The organism is Paracoccus sp. MA (assembly GCF_020990385.1).
GTDB lineage: Bacteria > Pseudomonadota > Alphaproteobacteria > Rhodobacterales > Rhodobacteraceae > Paracoccus.
Genome location: NZ_CP087598.1, coordinates 2,120,320 through 2,140,935, shown reverse-complemented (window position 1 = coordinate 2,140,935; position 20,616 = coordinate 2,120,320). Strand labels below are relative to the sequence as shown.

Sequence of the window (20,616 nt, the reverse complement as noted above, 5' to 3'; positions counted from 1 at the left end):
CTCAGCCCGCGGCGCGGCGACCGATGTTGTGTGACACGAATATCTGCACTAGGTCATGTTGACAAATGGCGGAGCCAGAGCCTGATGCAGGCGACGTCGACGAAGCCAAGGAAGCTTTCGGCGGTTTTGTCGTAGCGGGTTGCAAGGCGGCGGCTATTTTTCAGCTTGTTGAAGCAGCGCTCGACCATGTTGCGCAGGGTGTAGATGGTCATGTCGACAGCCTTGCGCACCCTTCGGTTCCTTCGCATCGGTATCATGGGCAGGGCGTTGCGGCTCTCGATGTCTTCCCGAATTTTATCAGAGTCATAGCCCCTGTCGGCGACCAGAACTGCTGGTTGCGGCAGGTTGTCGGCCATCACCATATCATAGCCGGTGTAGTCGGAATCCTGCCCCGGCGTGATCTCGGTCCTCATCGGGAGGCCTGCGCCGTTGACGCGGAGATGGATCTTGGTCGAGAAGCCACCTCTCGAACGGCCAAGAGCCTCTTTCGGAGTCCCCCTTTTGCGCCCGCCGCATGATGATGGGCGCGGATCACAGTGCTATCAACCATCTGGAGCTTGTCTGGCGCGATCCCAGCGTGGTTCAGCGCATCCAGGATATCCTCCCACAGTCCCGCCAAAGTCCAGCGGCGGAACTGACGGTAGACCGAGGACCACTTGCCAAACTCTTCGGGCAGATCGCGCCATGGCGCACCAGTCCTTGCGATCCAGAATATACCATTCAGAACAAGACGATGGTCCGCAGGTTTCCGCCCGTTAGGGTGCCGGACGGCACGAATGAAGCCCTCGAAGAAGGTCCACTCATCGTCGGATATCAGGTTGCGTGCCAAGTTCATCTCCCACGTAGAGATGAGCTTGAATCATAGGACGACTGCCAGAGGAATCCCTTTTGTCAACACGACCTAAGGCGGAAGACATCGGAGGACGTCGGAAGACCCCGGATGCGAAGTGGTGCGAAGATCCGCGAAAGCCCAACCAATTGGGCAAAGAAAGCCATCTTTAGAAAAGTATCGGACAAGTCGCTTCCCTCGGTGATAAGCGATGTGTCCTGTGGCACCCTGTTTTCTGGTGGGACCCAATCTCTGGATGTCGATGTGTACTGTCCCCATTCGACGTCTATATAGTCAAACGCCGTGAATGGTCCGGGACCTGCTCTAACGATAAACTCCCTGCCGAGGTCGTTTGTTTATACTATATATAGATGCTTATGCCCTGCCGGTGCATCTCGCAACGCCCCACCTGGACTGTGGATAGGATGGGTTGGGTGCCCTATGTTCGCTTCGATGATCAGGATGCAAAGGGCCATGCGCAAGTCTCCGAACACGTTCATGGCTTCCAGGACCGCACTTTCGTTGATGCCCAGCCAGCCTGCGAGTTCGAATGCTGCCGAACGCATAGCTCGTTCGGTGATCGCGCCGCCCGAGCAATGATGGTCCAGGCGCTCAAGGAAGCATGGCCCGGCGATCTGCCGGATGACCTGGGGGCTGATCCAGCTCACATCATCGGGGTTGCCATTCGGTCCGGCCCCGCCGACACTTTTTTCTTTGCAATTGGCTGGGCCATGAGGCCCAGCCATAGAGGAACTGTCGTCGGCCCGCTTGCGGGCCGGCCGTTCATTGGCGGAGGAACCGCTACAGATTTCAGGATTCTTTAGAGTTGTATTTAGTATCGCCGGAATCTCGGATTCCGACACGCCGGAAGAATCTGCGCGACATGACAGGATCTCGGCCAGTTGGTCATAGACGAATCGGATTTCCGCCAGGTGGCCCTCAAGCAGAGCAACTGACCGAAAACCGGCGTAGCGCCTTGGCCAAGCCGCGAAGGCTTGCAGGAACGATCCAAGGGCAGGATGCCGCGGATCCAGTTCGACCAGGCGCTCGATGGCGCGCCGAACATCACGCTTCAGCGCCGAGCATTCCAGCCGCAGGGCCTGCATCCTCCGGCTCTCGGCCTGGCGGTCGCGGTCACAGGCGATCAGTTCGCCCACACGCAGGATGAGCGGCCGGAAATTAATTCCCAAACGCCGCCCACCGCTCAATTCCGCCCCGGATCGTCGCCCATCGGCCGCGGTGTCGATCAGCACCAGGTCAAGCGCCTCCAACTGCCGCTCATGGGCGCGCAAGGCACGGTCCGTGATGCCTATCTCCGCGGCCATATCCTGCTGCGCGCGATAGCAAACCGGATCGCGGTGTGGATCGGTCCAGTCACTTACCGATGTGGATCGCATCATGCGCAGGAGTGCATCTCGCCGGGCAAGGCCGATGCCGATGTCTGAGGTGGTGCCGGTTTCTGAGACAGGGGCATAAGGTGGATCGACCGATGAAAAGGACGATCCAGCATGAAGACACGCAGACGGTTTACGGCCGAGTTCAAGGCCAAGGTCGCGCTTGAGGCGATCCGCGGCGAGCGGACGATTTCGGAGTTAGCCACGAAACACCAGCTTCATCCCAACCAGATCACGCAGTGGAAGCGGCAGGCCATCGAGAGCCTGGCCAAGGCGTTCGACGACAAGGCTTCCGACGCACAGGTCGGCCGGGAGGCCGAGGTCACGAAGCTGCACGCCAAGATCGGCCAGCTCGTCGTCGAGCGCGATTTTTTGGCCAAAGCCTTCGATCGCTGAGCCTGGATCGGAGGAGAATGATGATTGATCCCGATCACGAACGGCTCTCGATCCGTCGCCAGGCCCCACTGTTTTCACGCATTTCTTTCCCTCGTTGAAGGCAGGACTACCTGACCCCTGCCATCGCTTGGTGTGGCGTTTCAGAGAGTCCTGCCTTTTTTCATGAGGCGATCATTCTGCCTCTCGTCTTACGCCCCATCAAAGTCATGGCTCCATGCACCGGTGACGGACCATGGCTACCAATAACGCTTGGCACCCGGCGCCGTCGCTCCCGGCCTTTTGCAGATCTACGACGCTCTCAAAAGCTGCGCCGGGGCATTCCTTAAAGCTGTTTCCTTGACGGTGGCGGCAAGGCCGCACATGCCCCGCTCAAAGGCGGTGACGCTGCCAGAACTGTCCCGCGGCGCCGGCAGAGCCGTAACGATGTGAACGGAGTGGCGGTTTGCCGGTGATGCCGAGCAGCACGCCGCCGGTTCCGTGCGGCAGGCGTTCTGCGCGCAATGCCGCGATCTGCCCGGCAAGGCCCTCATCGTAGGTTACAGTCCAGCTGCCGAGCGCGATTTTCCGGGCCGGCAGTGCCGTCGTTTCCGTTGGGCTGACGCTGTGATCGTCAGCGAGGGTCGAGGACATGCGCATCCGGGGCATGGACCAGAAGACCCCGAAGGCCCACATCCGGGCGATCAGGGATTCGCAGCGTTTCCGGATCCTCTGTCATAGCGTGCGGCGCCGGGTCGCAACCCGCTGCGACAGGCGGAAAGGTCTTCCTGTCCGCCATCCTCCTTGCTGCAGCCGTCTTGTTCTGGCTGTGAAACTCAATGAGTCTGGAACCCGAAGCTTGCTGCGGAAAGGCGATGGACGGATGACGGCACAGCCCTATTCAACGATCGGAGAGGACCGGCCCTCGCGCTGGCTGATCACCTGCGATCATGCGACGAACCGCGTGCCGGACTGGATCGCGGGCGGCGATCTGGGCATCGCGCCAGAGGACATGGCGCGCCACATCGCCTATGACGTCGGCGCCGCCGGGCTGACGCGCGCGCTGGCCGAGCGCCTGGACGCGCCGGCGATCCTGTCGGATTTCTCTCGGCTGGTGATCGACCCGAACCGCGGCGAGGACGATCCGACCCTGCTCATGCGCATCTATGACGGCACGGTGATTCCCGCGAATCGCCGCATGGACGCGGCCGAGCGCGAGCGGCGGCTCGAGCGGCTCTACCGTCCCTATCACGCCGCCTATGCGCGGCTGGCGGCCGGGCGGCCGGACCGGGCGATCTGCGCCATCCACAGCTTTACCCGCCAGCTGCGCGGCCGGCCGCGCCGGCCCTGGGCGGTGGGGGTGCTCTATTCGCATCGCGACAAGCGGCTGGGCCCGGCCCTGGTGCGCGAATGCCGCGACCTGGGCTGGATCACCGGCGAGAACGAACCTTATTCCGGCCATCTGGATGGGGATTCCATCGACCGCCACGCCCTGGCGCATGGCCGTCCGAACGTGCTGATCGAGGTCAGGAACGACCTGATCGCGGACGAGGCCGGCCAGCAGCTCTGGGCCGACCGCCTGGCCTCGGTGCTGGCGGGTTTCCTGGCGCGGCACCGGGTCTGAGGTTGCCGCCGCGGTCCCTCCGATGCATCGGCCATCTTCAAGGCATGAATGGTCGGCTGTCGGGCGAACACGAAAGGGCGGCATGGGCGGCTTTGCCCGATGATGATGGGGCCGACCGGCAATGAGTTCGGGCACAAAGCCAATCGCAAGGCCAAGCACAGTTGCCGCAGACCGGCCAATAGGCCATAAACGCAGCGACGGTAGCGCAAACATCCGCGGGAGGAACGCATGAGACGGCATCGCAAGGTCAAGATCGTGGCAACGCTTGGGCCGGCCTCCAGCGATTTCGCCACCATCCGCGCCCTTTTCGAGGCCGGCGCGGACGTGTTCCGCCTGAACATGAGCCACGGCACGCATGAGGAGCAGCGCGCCCGCTACGACATCATCCGCAAGGTCGAGGCCGAATCGGGCCGGCCCATCGCGGTGCTGGCCGACCTGCAGGGCCCGAAGCTGCGCGTCGGCACCTTTGCCGAGGGGCCGCATGATCTGCAGGACGGGCAGGTCTTCCGCTTCGACCTCGATCCGGCGCCGGGCACCGCCAGCCGCGTGCAGCTGCCGCATCCCGAGATCTTCGCGGCGCTGGAACCCGGCGCCGAGCTTCTGGTCAACGACGGCAAGATCCGCCTGCGGGTCGAGGCCTGCGGCTCGGATTTCGCCGATTGCGTGGTGACGGCGGGGGGCGCGATCTCGAACCGCAAGGGGGTGAACGTGCCCGACGTGGTGCTGCCGCTGGCGGCGCTGTCGGACAAGGACCGCGACGACCTGGAATTCGCCTGCGGGCTGGGCGTGGACTGGCTGGCGCTGTCCTTCGTGCAGCGCCCCGAGGACGTGATCGAGGCGCGCGAACTGGCCAAGGGCCGCGCCGCCATCCTGTCCAAGATCGAGAAACCCGCCGCCGTGCGCGCGTTTTCCGAGATCCTGAAGGTCTCGGACGGGATCATGGTGGCGCGCGGCGATCTGGGGGTCGAGCTGCCGGTGCATTCGGTGCCGCCGATCCAGAAGCGGCTGGTGCGCGCCTGCCGCGCGGCGGCCAAGCCGGTGATCGTGGCGACCCAGATGCTGGAATCGATGATCGAAAGCCCGATGCCGACCCGCGCAGAGGTCTCGGACGTGGCCACCGCCATCTACGAGGGTGCCGATGCGGTGATGCTCTCGGCCGAAAGCGCGGCCGGCGCCTATCCGGTCGAGGCGGTGGCGACCATGGACAATGTCGCGCGCTCGGTCGAGAGCGACCCGACCTATCGCGACATCATCGAAAGCTCGCGCAGCGCCAGGCGCCAGACCGTGGCCGATGCCATCGTCGCCGCGGCGCGCGAGATCGCCGAGACCACCGACATTTCCTGCATCTGCGCCTTTACTCAATCCGGCACCACCGCCAGCCTGACGGCGCGCGAGCGGCCGCGGGTGCCGATCGTCGCCATGTCCTCGGAACAGGGCACGCTGCGCCGGCTGTGCCTGACCTGGGGCACGCATTGCGTCAAGACCCCCTCGCTGGAACGCTTCAAGCAGGCGGTGGTGAACGCGGCCAAGGCGGCGCGGGATTTCGGCTTTGCCGACGAGTCGAACCAGATCGTCGTCATGGCCGGCGTGCCCTTCAACGTGCCGGGCACCACCAACATCCTGCGCATCGCGCCCTGCGACGAACGCTTGATCTACCGCACCGATCCGGAATAAGCCGCGGGTTCAAAGAGATCCGCAACGGAAAGGTGATCCGATGATCGACATCCTGCTGCTGGCCGGCGTGGCGCTTTGCGCCCTCTCGGTCCTTCTGGCCATCCTGTCGGTGGCGCGCACGCAGGCCCCCCGAGGTGCCGCGATCCTGCTGGTGCTGGGCATTGTGCTGCTGCTGGCGGGCGGCTGGCTCGATCAGCGGCCCTTCGGCATCCAGTCGCTGCAGGAAAGCTGGCAGCGGCTGGTGAACGGCGAGGTGACGACCGGCACCGACCCGGTCACGGCGCCCGCGCCCGAGGCCCCGGCCGAGGAAGCCCCGGCCGGCGAGGCCGCGCCCGAGACCCCGGCGGTGGAAGCCCCGGCGGAGACGCCTGCCGCCGAGGCCCCTGCGGCCGATCCCGCGCCGGAAGCCCCCGCCGCGGAGGAGCCTGCCGCCGCCGATCCCGTTGTCGAGGATCCCACCGCCGACACCCCGGCTGCGGATGCGCCGGCGGCAGAGGACGGGGCCGAGGCTCCGGCCCAGGGCCAATAACCCTTGCCAATCCGTGCGTGCCCGCTTATAGGGCACGCTTCCACCCGCGCGGCCGGCCGAGATGGCATTGCCGAGTCGCGCGTTCACTCTGACCGCAAGGAGAGTAAAATGCCGAAGATGAAGACCAAATCGGCCGCCAAGAAGCGGTTCTCGATGACGGCCACGGGCAAGGTCAAGGCCGGCCCGGCCGGCAAGCGCCACGGCATGATCAAGCGCTCGACGAAATTCATCCGCGACGTGACCGGGACCATGATCCTGTCCGACGCGGACGCGAAGATCGTCAAGAAATACATGCCCTACAACCGCTAAGGAGAACCGGACATGGCACGAGTCAAATCGGGTAAGATCACCCACGCCCGCCACAAGAAGGTTCTTGACGCGGCGAAAGGCTATTACGGCAACCGGTCGCGCAACTTCCGCACCGCGACCCAGGCCGTCGACAAGGCCAACCAATACGCGACCCGCGACCGCAAGACGCGCAAGCGCAATTTCCGCGCGCTGTGGATCCAGCGCATCAACGCCGCCGTCCGCGCCGTGGATGCCGAGATGACCTATTCGCGCTTCATCGCCGCGCTGGCGAAAGCCGGGATCGAGGTGGACCGCAAGGTCCTGGCCGATCTGGCCGTCCACGAGCCCGAGGCCTTTGCCGCCGTGGTCGCGCAGGCGAAAGCCGCCGCCTGATTCCGGGCCAAGGCTGAAACGGACAGGACCCGCGCCGCGAGGCGCGGGTTTTTTCGTTGCCGGCGGCGCGCGGGTCCGGGGGCTCTGCCCCCACGCCGCACCGGCCCCTCGGCGGGGCCGGTGCGGCGTTCCCCCGGGATATTTGGGCAAGAAAGAAGCTTTCGGCATCGGCCGCCGGGAACCTCGGTCGCCTTGGCGGGTTTGGCCGCTGATGTCTCTGGACCCGTCGCCCGACCGCTACCCCGCCCGCGTGCCCCTGCATCGCCAGCCGATGGGGGTGCTGGCCAGCGCCATGACCGCGCGGCGCAACGTGCTGGAACTGATCCCCGAGATCGCCGTGCGCCAGCCCATGGTCTCGGGCAAGACCGGCAAGCGCTGGCACATGGTCATGGACCCCGAGGCGCTGCGCCGGGTGCTCAAGGACCGGGTCGAGGATTATCCGAAATCGCTGGTCACCCGGCTGATCCTGGAGCCTGCCATCGGCAATTCCATGTTCGTGGCCGAGGGCGCGCATTGGCGCTGGCAGCGCCTGGCCGCTGCGCCGGCCTTCGCCCAGCGCCATGTCGAGGCGCTGGCGCCGGTGATGACCGCCGCCGCCGAGGCCAGCGCCCGGCGGCTGGCGGCGGCGCAGGGCCCGGTCGATGTCTTTGCCGAGACCGTGGCAGCGACCTTCGAGGTGATCTCGGACGTGACCTTTTCCGGCGACGAGGGCTTCGACCGCGACGCGGTGCATCAGGCCATCGACGCCTATATTGCCGGCGCGGCCCGCATCTCGGTCCTGGACATCCTGGGCCTGCCGGGCTGGATTCCGCGGCCCGGGCGGCTGGTCTCCGGCGGCGACCTGCGGCGGATGAAGCGCGTCGCCGACGAGGCGATCCGCGCCCGGGCGCGCTCGGGTCCGCGCCCGGTGCCGGACCTTCTGGACCTGCTGCGCGCCGGCGAGGACCCCGAGACGCATCGCCGCATGACCCCGGCCGAGCTGCGCGACAACCTGCTGACCTTCATTGTCGCCGGGCACGAGACCACGGCCTTGACGCTGGCCTGGGCGCTTTACCTGCTGGCCTTCGACCCCGAGGTGCAGGACCGCGCCGCGCGCGAGGCCCGGGCTGCGCTGGCCGGCCGGGCCGCCACCGCAGACGACCTGCCGCGCCTGACCTATATCCGCCAGGTGGTCGAGGAGGCGCTGCGGCTTTACCCGCCCGCCGCCTTCCTGTCGCGCACCGCCCGCATCCACGACAGCCTGGGCGGGCGCGAGGTGCGGCCGGGCGACACGATCATGCTGCCGATCTATGCGCTGCATCGCCACCGGATGCTCTGGGACGATCCCGACCGCTTCGACCCCGGGCGTTTCGCCCCCGGCGTGACCCGCGACCGCTTCGCCTTCCTGCCCTTCGGCGCCGGGCCGCGCATCTGCATCGGCGCCAGCTTCGCCCTGCAAGAGGCGGTGATCATCCTCGCCACGCTGGTCTCGCGCTTCCGCTTTGCCCTGACGGCGCGCCGGCCGCAGCCGCGCATGATCCTGACCCTGCGCCCGCATGGCGGGGTCTGGCTGCAGGTCGCGCCGCGGCAGGCGGGTTGCGATGCTCACGCATCCGTTACACAATCCCCCGGCGAACGGGGGACACGACCATGACCGGCATCATCGACTTCCTGAACACGATCTTCTGGGGCTACGTCCTGATCTATGGCCTGCTGGCGGTGGGGATCTTCTTCACCATCCGGCTGGGCTTCATCCAGATCCGGCATTTCGGCGAGATGTTCCGCTGCGTGCTTGGCTCGCGGACGGCCGACAAGGACGGCATCTCGCCCTTCCAGGCGCTGACCGTCAGCCTGGCCAGCCGCGTCGGCACCGGCAATATCGCCGGGGTGGCGGTGGCGATCACGCTGGGCGGGCCGGGCGCGGTCTTCTGGATGTGGATGGTGGCGCTGGTCGGCATGGCCACGGCCTATGCCGAATCGACCCTGGCCCAGCTTTACAAGGAGCACGGGCCGAACGGCATGTATCGCGGCGGCCCGGCCTTCTACATCAAGAAGGCGCTGGGGCAGGGCTGGCTGGCGGTGATCTTCGCCGTGGCGCTGATCATCGCCTTCGGGCTGATCTTCAACGCCGTGCAGTCCAATTCCATCGCCGAGGCGGTCGCGGGCGCCTTCGGCATCGACAAATCCGTGGTCGGCATCGCCATCGCGGCGCTGACCGGGGTGATCATCTTCGGCGGCATCCCGCAGATCGCCCGGGTGGCGGAATATGTCGTGCCCTTCATGGCCGGCGCCTATCTGCTGGCGGCGGCCTGGGTGCTGGTCGCCAACATCACCCTGGTGCCCGGGGTGATCGGCCAGATCATCGGCTCGGCCTTCGGCCTGCAGGAAGCGGCGGGCGGCGCCGCCGGCGGCATCGCCGCCGCCATGCTGAACGGCGTCAAGCGCGGGCTGTTCTCGAACGAGGCCGGCATGGGCTCGGCCCCGAACATCGCCGCCGTCGCCGTGCCCGATCCGCATCACCCTTCCAGCCAGGGCTTCGTGCAGGCGCTGGGCGTGTTCATCGACACCATCCTGGTCTGCACCGCCACCGCGATCATGATCCTGCTGTCGGGCGCCGTGCCCTCGGCCGAGTTGACCGGCGTCGCCCTGACCCAGGCGGCGCTGGGCGAGCATTTCGGCGGCTTCGGGCATTATTTCGTCGCCATCGCCATCTTCTTCTTCGCCTTCACCTCGATTATCGGCAATTACGCCTATGCCGAGAACGCCATCGTCTTCCTGGGCCATGGCAGCCCGGTGCCGGTGATCGCGCTGCGCATCGGCGTCATGGCCATGGTGATCTGGGGGGCGATCCAGACCGTACAGACCGTCTTCGACTTCGCCGATGCCTCGATGGGGCTGATGGCGACGATCAACCTGATCGCCATCGTGGCGCTTTCCGGCACCATCGCCTATGTCACCCGGGACTATCTGCGCCAGCGTGCCGAAGGGTTGAACCCGACCTTCCGCCTGGCCGACCATCCCACAGTGGCGCCGGGCGCCAGCGCCTCGATCTGGAAATAGGACATGATCACCATCTATCACAAGCCGACCTGCTCGACCTCGCGCAAGGTGCTGCAGATGATCCGCGACGCCGGGCACGAGCCCGAGATCGTCGATTACGCCCGCGACGGCTGGACCCGCGGCCAGCTTCTGGGCCTGTTCGCCGCCGCCGACGTGACCCCGCGCCAGGCCCTGCGCGTCAAGGGCACCGATGCCGAGGCGCGCGGCCTGCCGGAAGCCAGCGACGAGGACATCCTGGCCGCCATGGTCGAGAACCCGCTGCTGGTCGAGCGGCCCTTCGTCTGCGGCCCCGGCGGCGTGCGGCTGTGCCGCCCGGCCGAGCGGGTGGCCGAGACCTTCGCCCGCTAAGGGCCTCCCCCGGGCTTTTCCCTGCGGTCTCCGCGTGCTAATCGGCCCGCGAACCGCAAGGAAACCTGCCCATGTCCGACCAGTCCGACCTGACCGCCCTTCGCCAGTCCTATCTCGACCGCATCGCGACCGCCGCCGACGGCGAGGCGCTGGAACAGGTGCGGCTGGCCGCCCTGGGCAAGAAGGGCGAGATCAGCGGCATGATGAAGGAACTGGGCCGGATGACGCCCGAGCAGCGCCAGACCACCGGCGCGGCGCTCAACCGCCTGAAGGACGAGATCGACGCCGCGCTGCGCGCCCGCAAGCAGGGGCTCGAGGATGCGGCGCTGGACGCGCGGCTGAAGCAGGAATGGCTGGACGTGACGCTGCCCGGCCGGCCGCGGCCGCAGGGCACGATCCACCCGATCAGCCAGGTGACCGAGGAAGTCACCGCGATCTTCGCCGACATGGGTTTCCGCGTCGCCGAGGGCCCGCAGATCGAAAGCGACTGGTTCAATTTCGACGCGCTGAACATCCCGCCCGAGCATCCCGCCCGGCAGGAGCACGACACTTTCTTCATGGCCCGCGCGGCGGACGACCCGCGCCCGCCGCATGTGCTGCGCACCCATACCTCGCCGGTGCAGATCCGCGCCATGCAGGCCAGCGGCGCGCCGATCCGGGTGATCTGCCCGGGCCGGGTCTACCGCATGGATATGGACCAGACCCATACGCCGATGTTCCACCAGGTCGAGGGGCTGGCGCTGGGCAAGGGCATCTCGATGGCGAACCTGAAATGGACGCTCGAGGAATTCTGCCGCGCCTTCTTCGAGGTGGACAAGGTCGAGCTGCGCTTCCGCGCCAGCCATTTCCCCTTCACCGAGCCCTCGGCCGAGGTCGATATCCGCTGCTCGTGGGAGGGCGGCAAGCTGACCATCGGCCAGGGCGAAAGCTGGCTGGAGATCCTGGGCTCGGGCATGGTGCATCCCAAGGTGCTGGCGGCGGGCGGCATCGACCCCGAGGAATGGCAGGGCTTCGCCTTCGGCATGGGCATCGACCGCATCGCCATGCTGAAATACGGCATTCCCGATCTGCGGGCGTTCTTCGAAAGCGATCTGCGCTGGCTGCGGCATTACGGCTTTGCTGCGGGGGATGTGCCCAGCGTGGCGGGCGGTCTGTCGCGCTAAGCCGCTCGGGATTGCTTCAAGTCTGAGGCGTTAACGTGAACGGTGAGGGCGTCCGTGCGCCGATCTGCGGGCCTTTCTCGGCCCTGCCGCGAATCGCGTGCCAGCCGCTGCAGCGCCGCTTGCCGCCACGCCCGGCACAACCGGAACCGTGTCCACTGCGTCCTCCGTTCCCGCCTAGCCGCAATCTGCGACGGCCGGGCTCGGCAGCAAGCCGCAGCCCACGCCCCTGTCAGATGACAGCTCTGCCGCGCGCCGCTATCTTGCGCCCGACCGCGAGTCACCGCACCAAGCCAGCAGCAAAGGGCCAGCATGTCGAACCCCACCACGCTCACCGCCTATGCCTCGGCCTTCATGGCCTCGATCAGCCTGTTCGGCCTTGTCGATGCCGGGCGGGTGGCTGAAGGGGCGCCGGTCGCCTCGGCCATCACCCAGGCCTATCTGTTGCCGGTGCTCGGCATTGCTGCGGCAACCTTCCTGGCGGTGACCATCATCACGCTGTCGCGCGGCTACCTGACCCGCCCCCATCGCTGGAACGACGAGCGGACCGAGCGCGCCGTGCTCGAGGTCGGGTTGGCCGCCGCCTGTTATTTCGGGGTGCTGGCGCTGATCGGCTATTTCCTGGCGCTGATGGCGCCGGGCTGGATCTCCGGGGCCGCGCCGGGGCTGGCGCGGCACTGGCCCTGGTTCCTTGCCGCGCCTTGCCTGGGTTTCGGCATCCTCGGCCACCGGCACAAGCCGGCCTGGCTGGCGGCGGCGGCGGTCTTCGTCACCTTGGGCCTGTTTACCGGCTGAAAGCTCAGCGCAGGCCCGAGCCCAGCCGCCGGCGGATCTCGTCCTTGTCCTCCTGGATCATGCCGGGGATCAGGAACAGGTCGACCAGCGCCCACAGGCAGACCAGCCCGACCAGCGGCCAGCCGATCAGGATCGGCGCCGTCAGCCAGCCCAGACCCCACAGCGCCAGCATGATGAGGCCGCTGGCCCAGCGGCCCAGATACATGCGATGCGCCCCGAAGCCCCAAAGCAGGATCGCCAGCAGATAGGCAACCAGCGGCGATTTCGCGTCATTCGCGACCCTCTGTTCGATCAGCAGTTCCCGTTGCGTGTCCATTGGCTCCCATGCCCATGTTAATCCTGTTCACATATAGGTCGCCGCGCAGCCCCGACAAGGCCGGGCGGCCGGCGTGCCCTTTCCCGCACGATCCCCGGCAAATGCTGGAAAACCCGCCTCGGGCGGGCAGGGGCGGTGCACGACCCTACCAATCCGCCGCGCCATGCGCTAAGGGACGCCCAAACCGACGGAGCCCTCGCCCATGAAATTCACCCTCTCCTGGCTCAAGGAGCATCTCGACACGACCGCCAGCCTCGACGAGATCACCGAGGCGCTGACCGATCTCGGCCTTGAGGTCGAGGGCGTGACCGATCCGGCCGCGAAGCTGAAGACCTTCACGCTCGCCAAGGTTCTGGAGGCGGTGCAGCACCCCGATGCCGACCGGCTGCGGGTCTGCAAGGTGCTGACCGACGAGGGCGAGAAGCAGATCGTCTGCGGCGCCCCGAATGCCCGCGCCGGCATCACCGTGGTGCTGGCCAAGCCCGGCGACTACGTTCCCGGCATCGACGTGACCCTGGGCGTCGGCAAGATTCGCGGCGTCGAGAGCCATGGCATGATGGCCTCGGAGCGCGAACTGGAGCTTTCCGACGAACACAATGGGATCATTGAACTTCCCTCGGGCGGGGTGGGCGAGAAATTTGTCGACTGGCTGGCCGCGAACCGGCCCGAGGCGGTCGATCCGGTCATCGAGATCAAGATCACCCCGAACCGCCCCGATGCGCTTGGCGTGCATGGCGTCGCCCGCGATCTGGCGGCGCGCGGGCTGGGCCGGCTGAAGCCCGTGGCCGATGTCACCGTGCCGGGCACGTTCCCCAGCCCGATCAGGGTGGTGATCGCGCCGGAAATGGCTGAAAAGGCGCCGTTTTTCAGCGGCCGGGTGATCCGCGGCGTCAGGAACGGCCCCTCGCCGGACTGGCTGCAGAAGCGGCTGACCGCCATCGGGCTGCGGCCGATCAACACGCTGGTGGACATCACCAACCTCTTCACCTTCGACCTGAACCGGCCGCTGCACGTCTTCGACGCCGACAAGGTCAAGGGGGACCTGACCGTGCGCGCCTCGGCCGAGGGCGAGGAACTGCTGGCGCTGGACGGCAAGACCTATGCCTTCGCGCCCGGCACCATGATCATCGCCGACGAGGCAGGGCCGGAAAGCATCGCCGGCATCATGGGCGGCGAGCATAGCGGCTGCTCGGACGGGACGGCGAACGTGTTCCTGGAAAGCGCCTATTGGGACCCGATCGCCATCGCCGCGGCGGGCCGGGCGCTGAAGATCAATTCCGACGCCCGTTACCGCTTCGAGCGCGGCGTGGACCCGGCCTTCACCCGGCCGGGGCTGGAACTGGCGACGCGGATGATCCTGGAGCTTTGCGGGGGCGAGGCCTCCGAGGTGGTGACGGCGGGCACGGTGCCCGACACCCGCCGCAGCTACCGGCTGGAGCCGGCGCGGGTCAGCAGCCTGGTCGGCATGGACATTCCCGAGGACGAGCAGCGCGCCACGCTGACCGCGCTGGGTTTCCGACTGGATGGCGATCAGGCTTTCGTCCCGAGCTGGCGCCCCGATGTGCAGGGCAGCGCCGATTTGGTCGAGGAGGTGGCGCGCATCGCCTCGCTGACCAAGCTGCAAGGCCAGCCGCTGCCGCGCCCGCAGGCAGGGGTGCCGCAGCCGGTGCTGACGCCCTTGCAGCGCCGCGAGCAGGCGGCGCGGCGCATGGCGGCGAGCCTCGGCTATAACGAATGCGTCACCTACAGTTTCATCGATGCACAGGCGGCGGCGCTGTTCGGCGGCGGCTCGGATGCCGTCCGCATCGAGAATCCGATCAGCAGCGAGATGACGCATATGCGCCCCGACCTTCTGCCCGGCCTGCTGGCGGCGGCGGCGCGCAACCAGGCACGCGGCTTTGCCGACCTGGCGCTGTTCGAATGCGGCCCCGTGTTCAGCGGCGGCGAGCCGGGCGAGCAGGACCTGCATCTCTCGGGCATCCTCGTCGGCTCTATCGCGCCGCGCGACCCCTATGCCTCGCGGCGCAAGGTGGATATCTACGACGCCAAGGCCGATGCCGAGGCGGTGCTGCAGGCCATCGGCGCGCCCGCCAAGGCGCAGATCAACCGCAAGCTGGACGGCTGGTGGCATCCGGGCCGGGCGGGGAACATCGCGCTGGGGCCGAATGCGCTTGCGACCTTCGGCGAGATCCATCCGCGCGTGCTGCGGCATTTCGGCATCAAGGGCGCCGCGGTCGGCTTTACCGTGCGCGTGGCCGCCGTGCCGCTGCCCAAGGTCAGGACGCCCTCGCGCCCGGCGCTGGTGCTGTCGGACCTGCAGGCGGTCGAGCGCGACTTCGCCTTTGTCGTGGATGCGCAGGTCGAGGCACTGACGCTGGTGAACGCGGCTGCCGGCGCCGACAAGGCGCTGATCGAGCGGGTGACGGTCTTCGACCAGTTCACTGGGCTGGAGGGCGGCAAGAAGTCCATCGCCATCACCGCGCGTCTGCAGCCGCGGGAAAAGACCCTGACCGATGCCGAGATCGAGGCGGTCAGCGCGAAGATCGTCGAGAAGGTCGGCAAGGCCACCGGCGGGGTGCTGCGGGGCTAGACCCGGGGCGTCCCCCGGTCAGGATGGGTCAGGCCGGGGACGGACCCCGGCCTTTCCCCTCAATCATCATCGTCGTCGTCGTCATCGTCGCGGCCATGCCAGCGGCGTCCGCGGCGGTCATCATCATCGTCGTCTCGGTCCCAATGGCGATGGGCGCGATACCCGCCGCCCTGATCCCGACCAGGATGTCGCCAGCCAGGCTGCACCGGCCGGTCGTCCCATCCGGTCAGGCTGCGGATCAGCAGGTTTTCCAGCGAGGGAGGGTGAGAACGCCTTGGTCCGTCATCGTCAGCCTGCGCGATACCGGGCAAGGACATCGCCGAGAACGTGGCGGCGGCAAGAAGTTTGTGCAAGGATTTCATCTGTCCGTCCTCTGAGCTGCAACATCAACCGTTGCGGCAGGTTTACGGACGGCGGGACGGATTATTCCCCGGCCTTCGGGATTTTACGCCCGGCGGTGCGCCCCGCCCGGCTGGCGGGGCGCTTTCGATGTCAAGCAGCGCCGACCTCGATCCCCCTTTGCACCGCCGGTCGGGCCAGGAAGCGGTCCAGATAGGCCTGGACATTGGCAAAGCCGTCCATCCCCGTTTCCTTCTCGGCCTCGTAATTCACCCGCACCGTGCGCAGCCAGGGACCGACCGCCATGTCGGCGATGGAATAGTCGCCGGTGATCCAGTCGCGGCCCTGCAATTGCCGGTCGAGCACGCCCAGAAGCCGCCGCGCCTCGTTGTAATAACGGGTGCGCGGGCGGGGGTCCTCGATCTCGCTGCCCTTGTAGCGGTGGAAATAGCCGACCTGGCCGAACATCGGCCCGACGCCGCCCATCTGCCACATCAGCCACTGGATGGTATGATAGCGCGCCGCGCCCGAGGCGGGCAGGAACTTGCCGGTCTTGTCGGCCAGATAGATCAGCATGGCGCCGGTCTCGAACAGGCCGATCGGCCGGCCGTCGGGACCGTTCGGGTCGATCATCGCCGGGATCTTGTTGTTGGGGTTCAGCGACAGGAATTCGGGGGTGAACTGATCCTCGGGGTCGCCGATGCTGATGCGGTGGGCGTCATAGTCCAGCCCGCATTCCTCGAGCATGACCGAGGTCTTGATGCCGTTCGGCGTGTTCAGCGTATAGAGCTGGATCACCTCGGGGCGCCGGGGCGGCCAGCGGCGGGTGATCGGGAAATCGGAAAGTGCCGTCATGTCGTTTCCTGTGCTGACTATGTTGCAAGGGGCAATCGTGATATGGCAGCCTGTGCCGGAACGCGCGCAACAGGCTGGAAAAGGTAAGCCCATGTTCAAGGAATTCAAGGAATTCATCGCCCGTGGCAATGTCATCGACCTGGCCGTCGGCATCATCATCGGTGCAGCCTTCACGGCCATCGTGAATTCGCTGGTGGCCGACCTGATCAACCCGATCATCGGCCTGTTGACCGGCGGGACCGATTTCAGCGGGCATTACCTCGTGCTCAAGGGCGAGGTTCCGCCCGGCGCCAGCCTGCAGGTGGCGCGCGATTCCGGCGCCTCGGTCTTTGCCTATGGCGCCTTCCTCTCGGCGGTCATCAATTTCCTGATCATCGCCTGGGCGGTGTTCCTGCTGGTCAAGGCGGTCAACAGGGTGCAAAGCGCCGCGGTCCGCAAGAAAGAGGACGAGGCCGCGCCCGCCGGCCCGACGCAGGAAGAGCTGCTGATGCAGATCCGCGACGAGCTGCGCGCCAACCGCGCCTGAGATCGCCCCTTCGGGATAGTGCGGCGGCGCGGCCTGCGGGTCGCGCCCTCGTCGTTTCGGGCCTTGGCGATTTTCGCTTATGCGGGCGGCCGTGGCGCGCTATTGTCGAAGAAACCGGCGCCGCAGGGCGTCCGCGAGACAGGGATCGCCCCGATGATCGAGCTTGACGCAACGGATCGCCGCATTCTGTCGGTCCTGCAGCGCGACGGACGCATGACCAATGCCGACCTGGCCTCCGAGGTCGGGCTCTCGGCCAGCGCCTGCCACCGCCGCGTGCAGCGGCTGGAGGAACTGGGGGTGATCCGCGGCTATGTCGCGCTGCTCGACGCGCGCAAGCTCGAGCGCCCGACCACGGTCTTTGTCGAGATCACCCTTTCGGGCCAGGCCGATGAACTGCTCGAGGCTTTCGAGCGCGCCGTGCGCACCATTCCGGATGTGCTGGAATGTCACCTGATGGCGGGGTCGGCGGATTACCTGCTGAAGGTGGTGGCGCAGGATACCGACGATTTCGCCCGCATCCACCGCCAGCGGCTGGCGAAACTGCCGGGGGTCCAGCAGATGCATTCCTCGTTCTCGCTGCGCACGGTGGCGCAGACCACGGCGCTGCCGGTGTGAATAGAAAACCCCCGCGCCGGGCGCGGGGGTTTTCCTGAAACGAACGTGTCGCTCGTCTTACAGCGCGCCTTCGCGTTGCGCTTTCTTGCGCGCCAGCTTGCGGGCGCGGCGGACGGCCTCGGCCTTTTCACGGGCCTTCTTGACCGAGGGTTTCTCGAAATGCTGCTTGAGCTTCATTTCACGAAACACCCCCTCGCGCTGAAGTTTCTTCTTCAGAGCACGAAGCGCCTGTTCGACGTTGTTGTCGCGAACACTTACCTGCATGTGGTTGTCACCACCTTCCTAGGTTAGAGTTGATCTGATTGCAGGACGCGGCCTTCTAGCAAGGCGAATCGGCTTTGTCCAGATTTTCCGGGCCGGGTCCGCGTGATGGAGGAAGGAGAGCGCCATGACGGATGAACGCGAGCGGCTGGTCGAGGCCGCGCTGTCGCATGTCATCTTCGAAGGCATGGGCGAAAAGGCCATTGCCGAGGGCGCCCGCGACATCGGCATGAACCCGGCGCTGGCGCGGGTCTATCTGCCGCGCGGCGGCGCGGATCTGGCCGCCGCCTATCACCGCAGGGGCGATGCCGCGCTGCGCGACTGGCTGGCCGCGCATCCGCCCGAGGGGCGGTTCCGCGACAGGGTCTCGGCGGCGGTGATGCATCGCCTGTCGCTCAGCAACCGCGAGCTGGCGCGGGCCGGGGCGGCGATCCTGGCGCTGCCGCAGAACGCGGCCCTGGGCGCGCGGCTGGTCTGGGAGACGGCGGATGCGATCTGGGACGGGCTGGGCGACCGGTCCGAAGACGTGAACTGGTATTCCAAGCGCGCGACGCTGTCGGCGGTCTACGGCGCGACGGTGCTCTACTGGCTCGGCGACGATTCGCCCGAGGCCGAAGAGACGCGCAGGTTCCTCGACCGCCGCATCGAGGGCGCGATGCGATTCGAGACCCTCAAGGACCGTCTCGGCGCGCTGCCCGGGGTTTCGGCGCTGGCCGGGCTTGCAACGGGCTGGATCAGGCGGCCAGAAAATCGCAATCTGCCCGGAGAGTTGCGCGCAGGCCCGCGCGCCCGGACAGAAGGAGGCGATGGGTGATTCCCGATGTGATGCAGGCGGTCGAGATCTCGTCTCCGGGCGGGGCGGAGGTGCTGCGGCCGGTGACCCGGCCGGTGCCGGTGGCCGGACATGGCCAGATCCTGATCCGCGTCGCCTGGGCCGGGGTGAACCGCCCCGATCTGCTGCAGCGCGCCGGCTCCTATGCGCCGCCGCCCGGCGCCTCGGACCTGCCGGGGCTGGAATGCGCCGGGGAGGTGGCGGCCGTCGGCCCGGGGGTGACGCGCTGGAAGCCGGGCGACCGCGTCTGCGCATTGCTGCCGGGCGGCGGTTATGCGGAATACGCCACCTGCCCGGCCGAGCACGCCCTGCCGATCCCCCAGGGCTTGTCGCTGCGCGCCGCCGCTGCGCTGCCGGAAACCGCCTTCACGGTCTGGTCCAATGTGGTCATGCGCGGCGGGTTGCAGCCGGGCGAGCGGTTCCTGGTCCATGGCGGCTCCTCGGGCATCGGGACCATGGCGATCCAGACCGCCCGGGCGCTGGGGGCACGGGTCTGGGCGACGGCGGGCTCGGCCGGGAAATGCGCGGCCTGCGAGAGGCTGGGCGCCGCGGCGATCAACTATCGCGAGGAAGATTTCGTCGCCGTGCTGCGCAAGGCCGGCGGCGCCGACCTGATCCTGGACATGGTGGGCGGCGACTACATCGCCCGCAACATCCGGTGCCTGGCCGATGACGGCCGGCTGGCGATGATCGCCTTCCTCGCCGGACCCAAGGCCGAGATCAACTTCGCGCAGATCATGGCGCGGCGCCTGACCGTGACCGGCTCGACGCTGCGCCCGCAATCGGACCTCGCCAAGGCGCGGATCGCCCGGGAATTGCAGGAGCGGCTCTGGCCGCTGATCGAGGCGGGTGCGGTGCGTCCGCTGATCGACAGCGCCTTTCCCTTGCGCGAGGCGGTCGAGGCGCATCGCCATATGGAAAGCAGCAACCATATCGGCAAGATCCTGTTGCAGGTCTCGGCCGAGGATTGAGCCCTTCGGTGCCAACGGCGCGGCCCGAGGCCTCCGGCGGGGATATTTGAACAAGAAAGAAGCGCACACACCCCGCCCGCCGCAGCAAAGGTCGGGGTGTGGCTTCTCTCTTGACGGTCATCGGCGTCCCCGCCTGTACCGTGAAGCCAGACTGACAGGAAATCCTTGCGATTCGGTTAACGGCTTCTTTCTTGTTCAAATATCCCCGCCGGAGGCCCGCCGCCGCGCCATCACCGCGGCGCCGGCATCAGGAAACTGCCCGGGCAATCGCGCCGGATGTCCGGGGCGCAGGCCCGGGGCTCGAGTTCGCGGGTCAGGCAGATGCGGACCTCCTGCAGGGCGCGGCTGCGGCAGGTGACGGTGATTCCGTCACGGGCAAGACCGGGGTTCGCCTCGATGAAGGCGTCCTCGACGACCGTCGCGGGCAGGGTGGCGTCGCGGTCGAGCCGGCGCAGCGGCTCGGGAATCGCGATCGCGTCGGCGGCCTTGCGGGTCAGCGCGAAATAGTCCCCCGCCGGCAGGCCCGAGCAGCGGCCGTGCTTTTTCCATTGATACCAGGCCAGCCCGCCCGAGCCCATCACATCCGCCATGGCCCGGGTCTCGCGCCGCGTGGGGTCGTGGGCATCGGTCGGGCAATCCTCGGGCCAGCCGCGCTCGTATTGCGGCCAGAGGCCATGGACGATGAAACCGGTGCGCCGTCCGCTCTCGCATTGATCGGCGCCTTCCGCATCGCCTTCCGCCCGGCACCAGCTGGGCGACCAGCTCAGCGACAGGACGTAATAGTCGAAACGTCCGGCGGCGTCCTGGGCCAGGGCGGCGGGGGCAATCAGCAGCGCGGCAATCAGGGCAAGGGCTTTCATGCTCGC

24 protein-coding genes are annotated in these 20,616 nt (G+C 67.2%); 16 read left to right on the top strand and 8 right to left on the bottom strand.

The window, feature by feature from the left end:
• Positions 1 to 53: 53 nt before the first annotated feature.
• Positions 54 to 835 (bottom strand): IS5 family transposase gene (locus LOS78_RS17695; protein ID WP_085999836.1). Its coding sequence is split into 2 segments (ribosomal slippage): positions 54 to 493 and positions 493 to 835, totalling 783 coding nucleotides; the frame shifts between segments, so codons are not numbered across the junction.
• A 350-nt stretch (positions 836 to 1,185) separates the two neighbouring features.
• A complete protein-coding gene (locus tag LOS78_RS17690; protein ID WP_256451362.1) occupies positions 1,186 to 2,262 on the bottom strand; it encodes a helix-turn-helix domain-containing protein in 1,077 nt (358 codons plus the stop codon).
• A 75-nt stretch (positions 2,263 to 2,337) separates the two neighbouring features.
• Between LOS78_RS17690 and LOS78_RS17685 the strand changes: the two genes are divergently transcribed.
• Positions 2,338 to 2,619 carry a transposase gene (locus LOS78_RS17685; RefSeq protein ID WP_230377648.1) on the top strand — a complete coding sequence of 94 codons (282 nt, stop codon included), beginning with the start codon at positions 2,338 to 2,340 and terminating at the stop codon, positions 2,617 to 2,619.
• A gap of 369 nt (positions 2,620 to 2,988) precedes the next feature.
• Here the strand turns inward: LOS78_RS17685 and LOS78_RS17680 are convergent, their stop codons facing one another.
• Positions 2,989 to 3,249 carry a hypothetical protein gene (locus LOS78_RS17680; protein ID WP_230377647.1) on the bottom strand — a complete coding sequence of 87 codons (261 nt, stop codon included), beginning with the start codon at positions 3,247 to 3,249 and terminating at the stop codon, positions 2,989 to 2,991.
• A gap of 229 nt (positions 3,250 to 3,478) precedes the next feature.
• On the opposite strand from LOS78_RS17680, the gene LOS78_RS17675 reads away from it, so the two are divergent.
• The 10 genes from LOS78_RS17675 to LOS78_RS17630 all read left to right on the top strand — a co-directional run bounded on the left by LOS78_RS17675 (position 3,479) and on the right by LOS78_RS17630 (position 12,445).
• Entirely contained in the window at positions 3,479 to 4,219 is a 741-nt protein-coding gene (locus LOS78_RS17675; protein WP_028713366.1) for an N-formylglutamate amidohydrolase, read from the top strand.
• Positions 4,220 to 4,447: 228 nt separating this feature from the next.
• Complete coding sequence (gene pyk / locus LOS78_RS17670) at positions 4,448 to 5,893, top strand: pyruvate kinase (RefSeq protein WP_230377646.1); 1,446 nt, start codon at positions 4,448 to 4,450, stop codon at positions 5,891 to 5,893.
• Positions 5,894 to 5,933: 40 nt separating this feature from the next.
• Complete coding sequence (locus LOS78_RS17665) at positions 5,934 to 6,422, top strand: hypothetical protein (RefSeq protein ID WP_230377645.1); 489 nt, start codon at positions 5,934 to 5,936, stop codon at positions 6,420 to 6,422.
• Between the two features lie 108 nt (positions 6,423 to 6,530).
• The gene (gene rpmI, locus LOS78_RS17660) at positions 6,531 to 6,731 is read left to right on the top strand and encodes a 50S ribosomal protein L35 (RefSeq protein ID WP_010398741.1); all 201 of its coding nucleotides are present in this window, start codon (positions 6,531 to 6,533) and stop codon (positions 6,729 to 6,731) included.
• A gap of 12 nt (positions 6,732 to 6,743) precedes the next feature.
• A complete protein-coding gene (rplT, locus tag LOS78_RS17655; protein ID WP_011748559.1) occupies positions 6,744 to 7,103 on the top strand; it encodes a 50S ribosomal protein L20 in 360 nt (119 codons plus the stop codon).
• A gap of 211 nt (positions 7,104 to 7,314) precedes the next feature.
• The gene (locus LOS78_RS17650; RefSeq protein ID WP_230377644.1) at positions 7,315 to 8,736 is read left to right on the top strand and encodes a cytochrome P450; all 1,422 of its coding nucleotides are present in this window, start codon (positions 7,315 to 7,317) and stop codon (positions 8,734 to 8,736) included.
• Entirely contained in the window at positions 8,733 to 10,142 is a 1,410-nt protein-coding gene (locus LOS78_RS17645) for a sodium:alanine symporter family protein (protein WP_230377643.1), read from the top strand. Before LOS78_RS17650 ends, LOS78_RS17645 begins: the two co-directional genes overlap by 4 nt.
• Positions 10,143 to 10,145: 3 nt before the next feature.
• Positions 10,146 to 10,490: an arsenate reductase family protein gene (locus LOS78_RS17640; RefSeq protein ID WP_028713371.1), complete on the top strand. Its 345-nt coding sequence runs from the start codon at positions 10,146 to 10,148 to the stop codon at positions 10,488 to 10,490.
• A gap of 71 nt (positions 10,491 to 10,561) precedes the next feature.
• Complete coding sequence (pheS, locus tag LOS78_RS17635) at positions 10,562 to 11,653, top strand: phenylalanine--tRNA ligase subunit alpha (protein ID WP_371824717.1); 1,092 nt, start codon at positions 10,562 to 10,564, stop codon at positions 11,651 to 11,653.
• A 309-nt stretch (positions 11,654 to 11,962) separates the two neighbouring features.
• Complete coding sequence (locus tag LOS78_RS17630) at positions 11,963 to 12,445, top strand: hypothetical protein (protein WP_230377642.1); 483 nt, start codon at positions 11,963 to 11,965, stop codon at positions 12,443 to 12,445.
• Positions 12,446 to 12,449: 4 nt separating this feature from the next.
• On the opposite strand, the gene LOS78_RS17625 is transcribed toward LOS78_RS17630, so the two are convergent.
• Positions 12,450 to 12,761, bottom strand: a complete 312-nt coding sequence (locus tag LOS78_RS17625; RefSeq protein WP_028713374.1) for a TM2 domain-containing protein — start codon at positions 12,759 to 12,761, stop codon at positions 12,450 to 12,452.
• 202 nt (positions 12,762 to 12,963) lie between these two features.
• Here LOS78_RS17625 and pheT point away from each other — a divergent pair, with 202 nt between their 5' ends.
• A complete protein-coding gene (gene pheT, locus LOS78_RS17620) occupies positions 12,964 to 15,351 on the top strand; it encodes a phenylalanine--tRNA ligase subunit beta (RefSeq protein WP_230377641.1) in 2,388 nt (795 codons plus the stop codon).
• A 59-nt stretch (positions 15,352 to 15,410) separates the two neighbouring features.
• Here pheT and LOS78_RS17615 read toward each other — a convergent pair whose 3' ends face one another.
• Both LOS78_RS17615 and LOS78_RS17610 read right to left on the bottom strand, forming a co-directional pair.
• Entirely contained in the window at positions 15,411 to 15,713 is a 303-nt protein-coding gene (locus LOS78_RS17615; RefSeq protein WP_230377640.1) for a hypothetical protein, read from the bottom strand.
• 130 nt (positions 15,714 to 15,843) lie between these two features.
• Entirely contained in the window at positions 15,844 to 16,545 is a 702-nt protein-coding gene (locus tag LOS78_RS17610; RefSeq protein WP_230377639.1) for a glutathione S-transferase C-terminal domain-containing protein, read from the bottom strand.
• A gap of 91 nt (positions 16,546 to 16,636) precedes the next feature.
• On the opposite strand from LOS78_RS17610, the gene mscL reads away from it, so the two are divergent.
• Positions 16,637 to 17,071: a large conductance mechanosensitive channel protein MscL gene (gene mscL / locus LOS78_RS17605; protein WP_028713378.1), complete on the top strand. Its 435-nt coding sequence runs from the start codon at positions 16,637 to 16,639 to the stop codon at positions 17,069 to 17,071.
• Positions 17,072 to 17,227: 156 nt separating this feature from the next.
• On the top strand, positions 17,228 to 17,686 hold the full coding sequence (locus tag LOS78_RS17600; protein WP_028713379.1) for an Lrp/AsnC family transcriptional regulator: 459 nt from the start codon (positions 17,228 to 17,230) through the stop codon (positions 17,684 to 17,686).
• 57 nt (positions 17,687 to 17,743) lie between these two features.
• Here LOS78_RS17600 and rpsU read toward each other — a convergent pair whose 3' ends face one another.
• Entirely contained in the window at positions 17,744 to 17,950 is a 207-nt protein-coding gene (rpsU, locus tag LOS78_RS17595) for a 30S ribosomal protein S21 (RefSeq protein ID WP_011748553.1), read from the bottom strand.
• Between the two features lie 124 nt (positions 17,951 to 18,074).
• On the opposite strand from rpsU, the gene LOS78_RS17590 reads away from it, so the two are divergent.
• Positions 18,075 to 18,761: a COQ9 family protein gene (locus tag LOS78_RS17590; RefSeq protein WP_028716230.1), complete on the top strand. Its 687-nt coding sequence runs from the start codon at positions 18,075 to 18,077 to the stop codon at positions 18,759 to 18,761.
• A gap of 11 nt (positions 18,762 to 18,772) precedes the next feature.
• A complete protein-coding gene (locus LOS78_RS17585) occupies positions 18,773 to 19,750 on the top strand; it encodes an NAD(P)H-quinone oxidoreductase (RefSeq protein WP_036696982.1) in 978 nt (325 codons plus the stop codon).
• 230 nt (positions 19,751 to 19,980) lie between these two features.
• Here the strand turns inward: LOS78_RS17585 and LOS78_RS17580 are convergent, their stop codons facing one another.
• Positions 19,981 to 20,610 (bottom strand): ribonuclease T2, encoded by a 630-nt coding sequence (locus LOS78_RS17580; RefSeq protein ID WP_230377638.1) that lies wholly within the window; start codon positions 20,608 to 20,610, stop codon positions 19,981 to 19,983.
• Between the last annotated feature and the right edge of the window lie 6 nt (positions 20,611 to 20,616).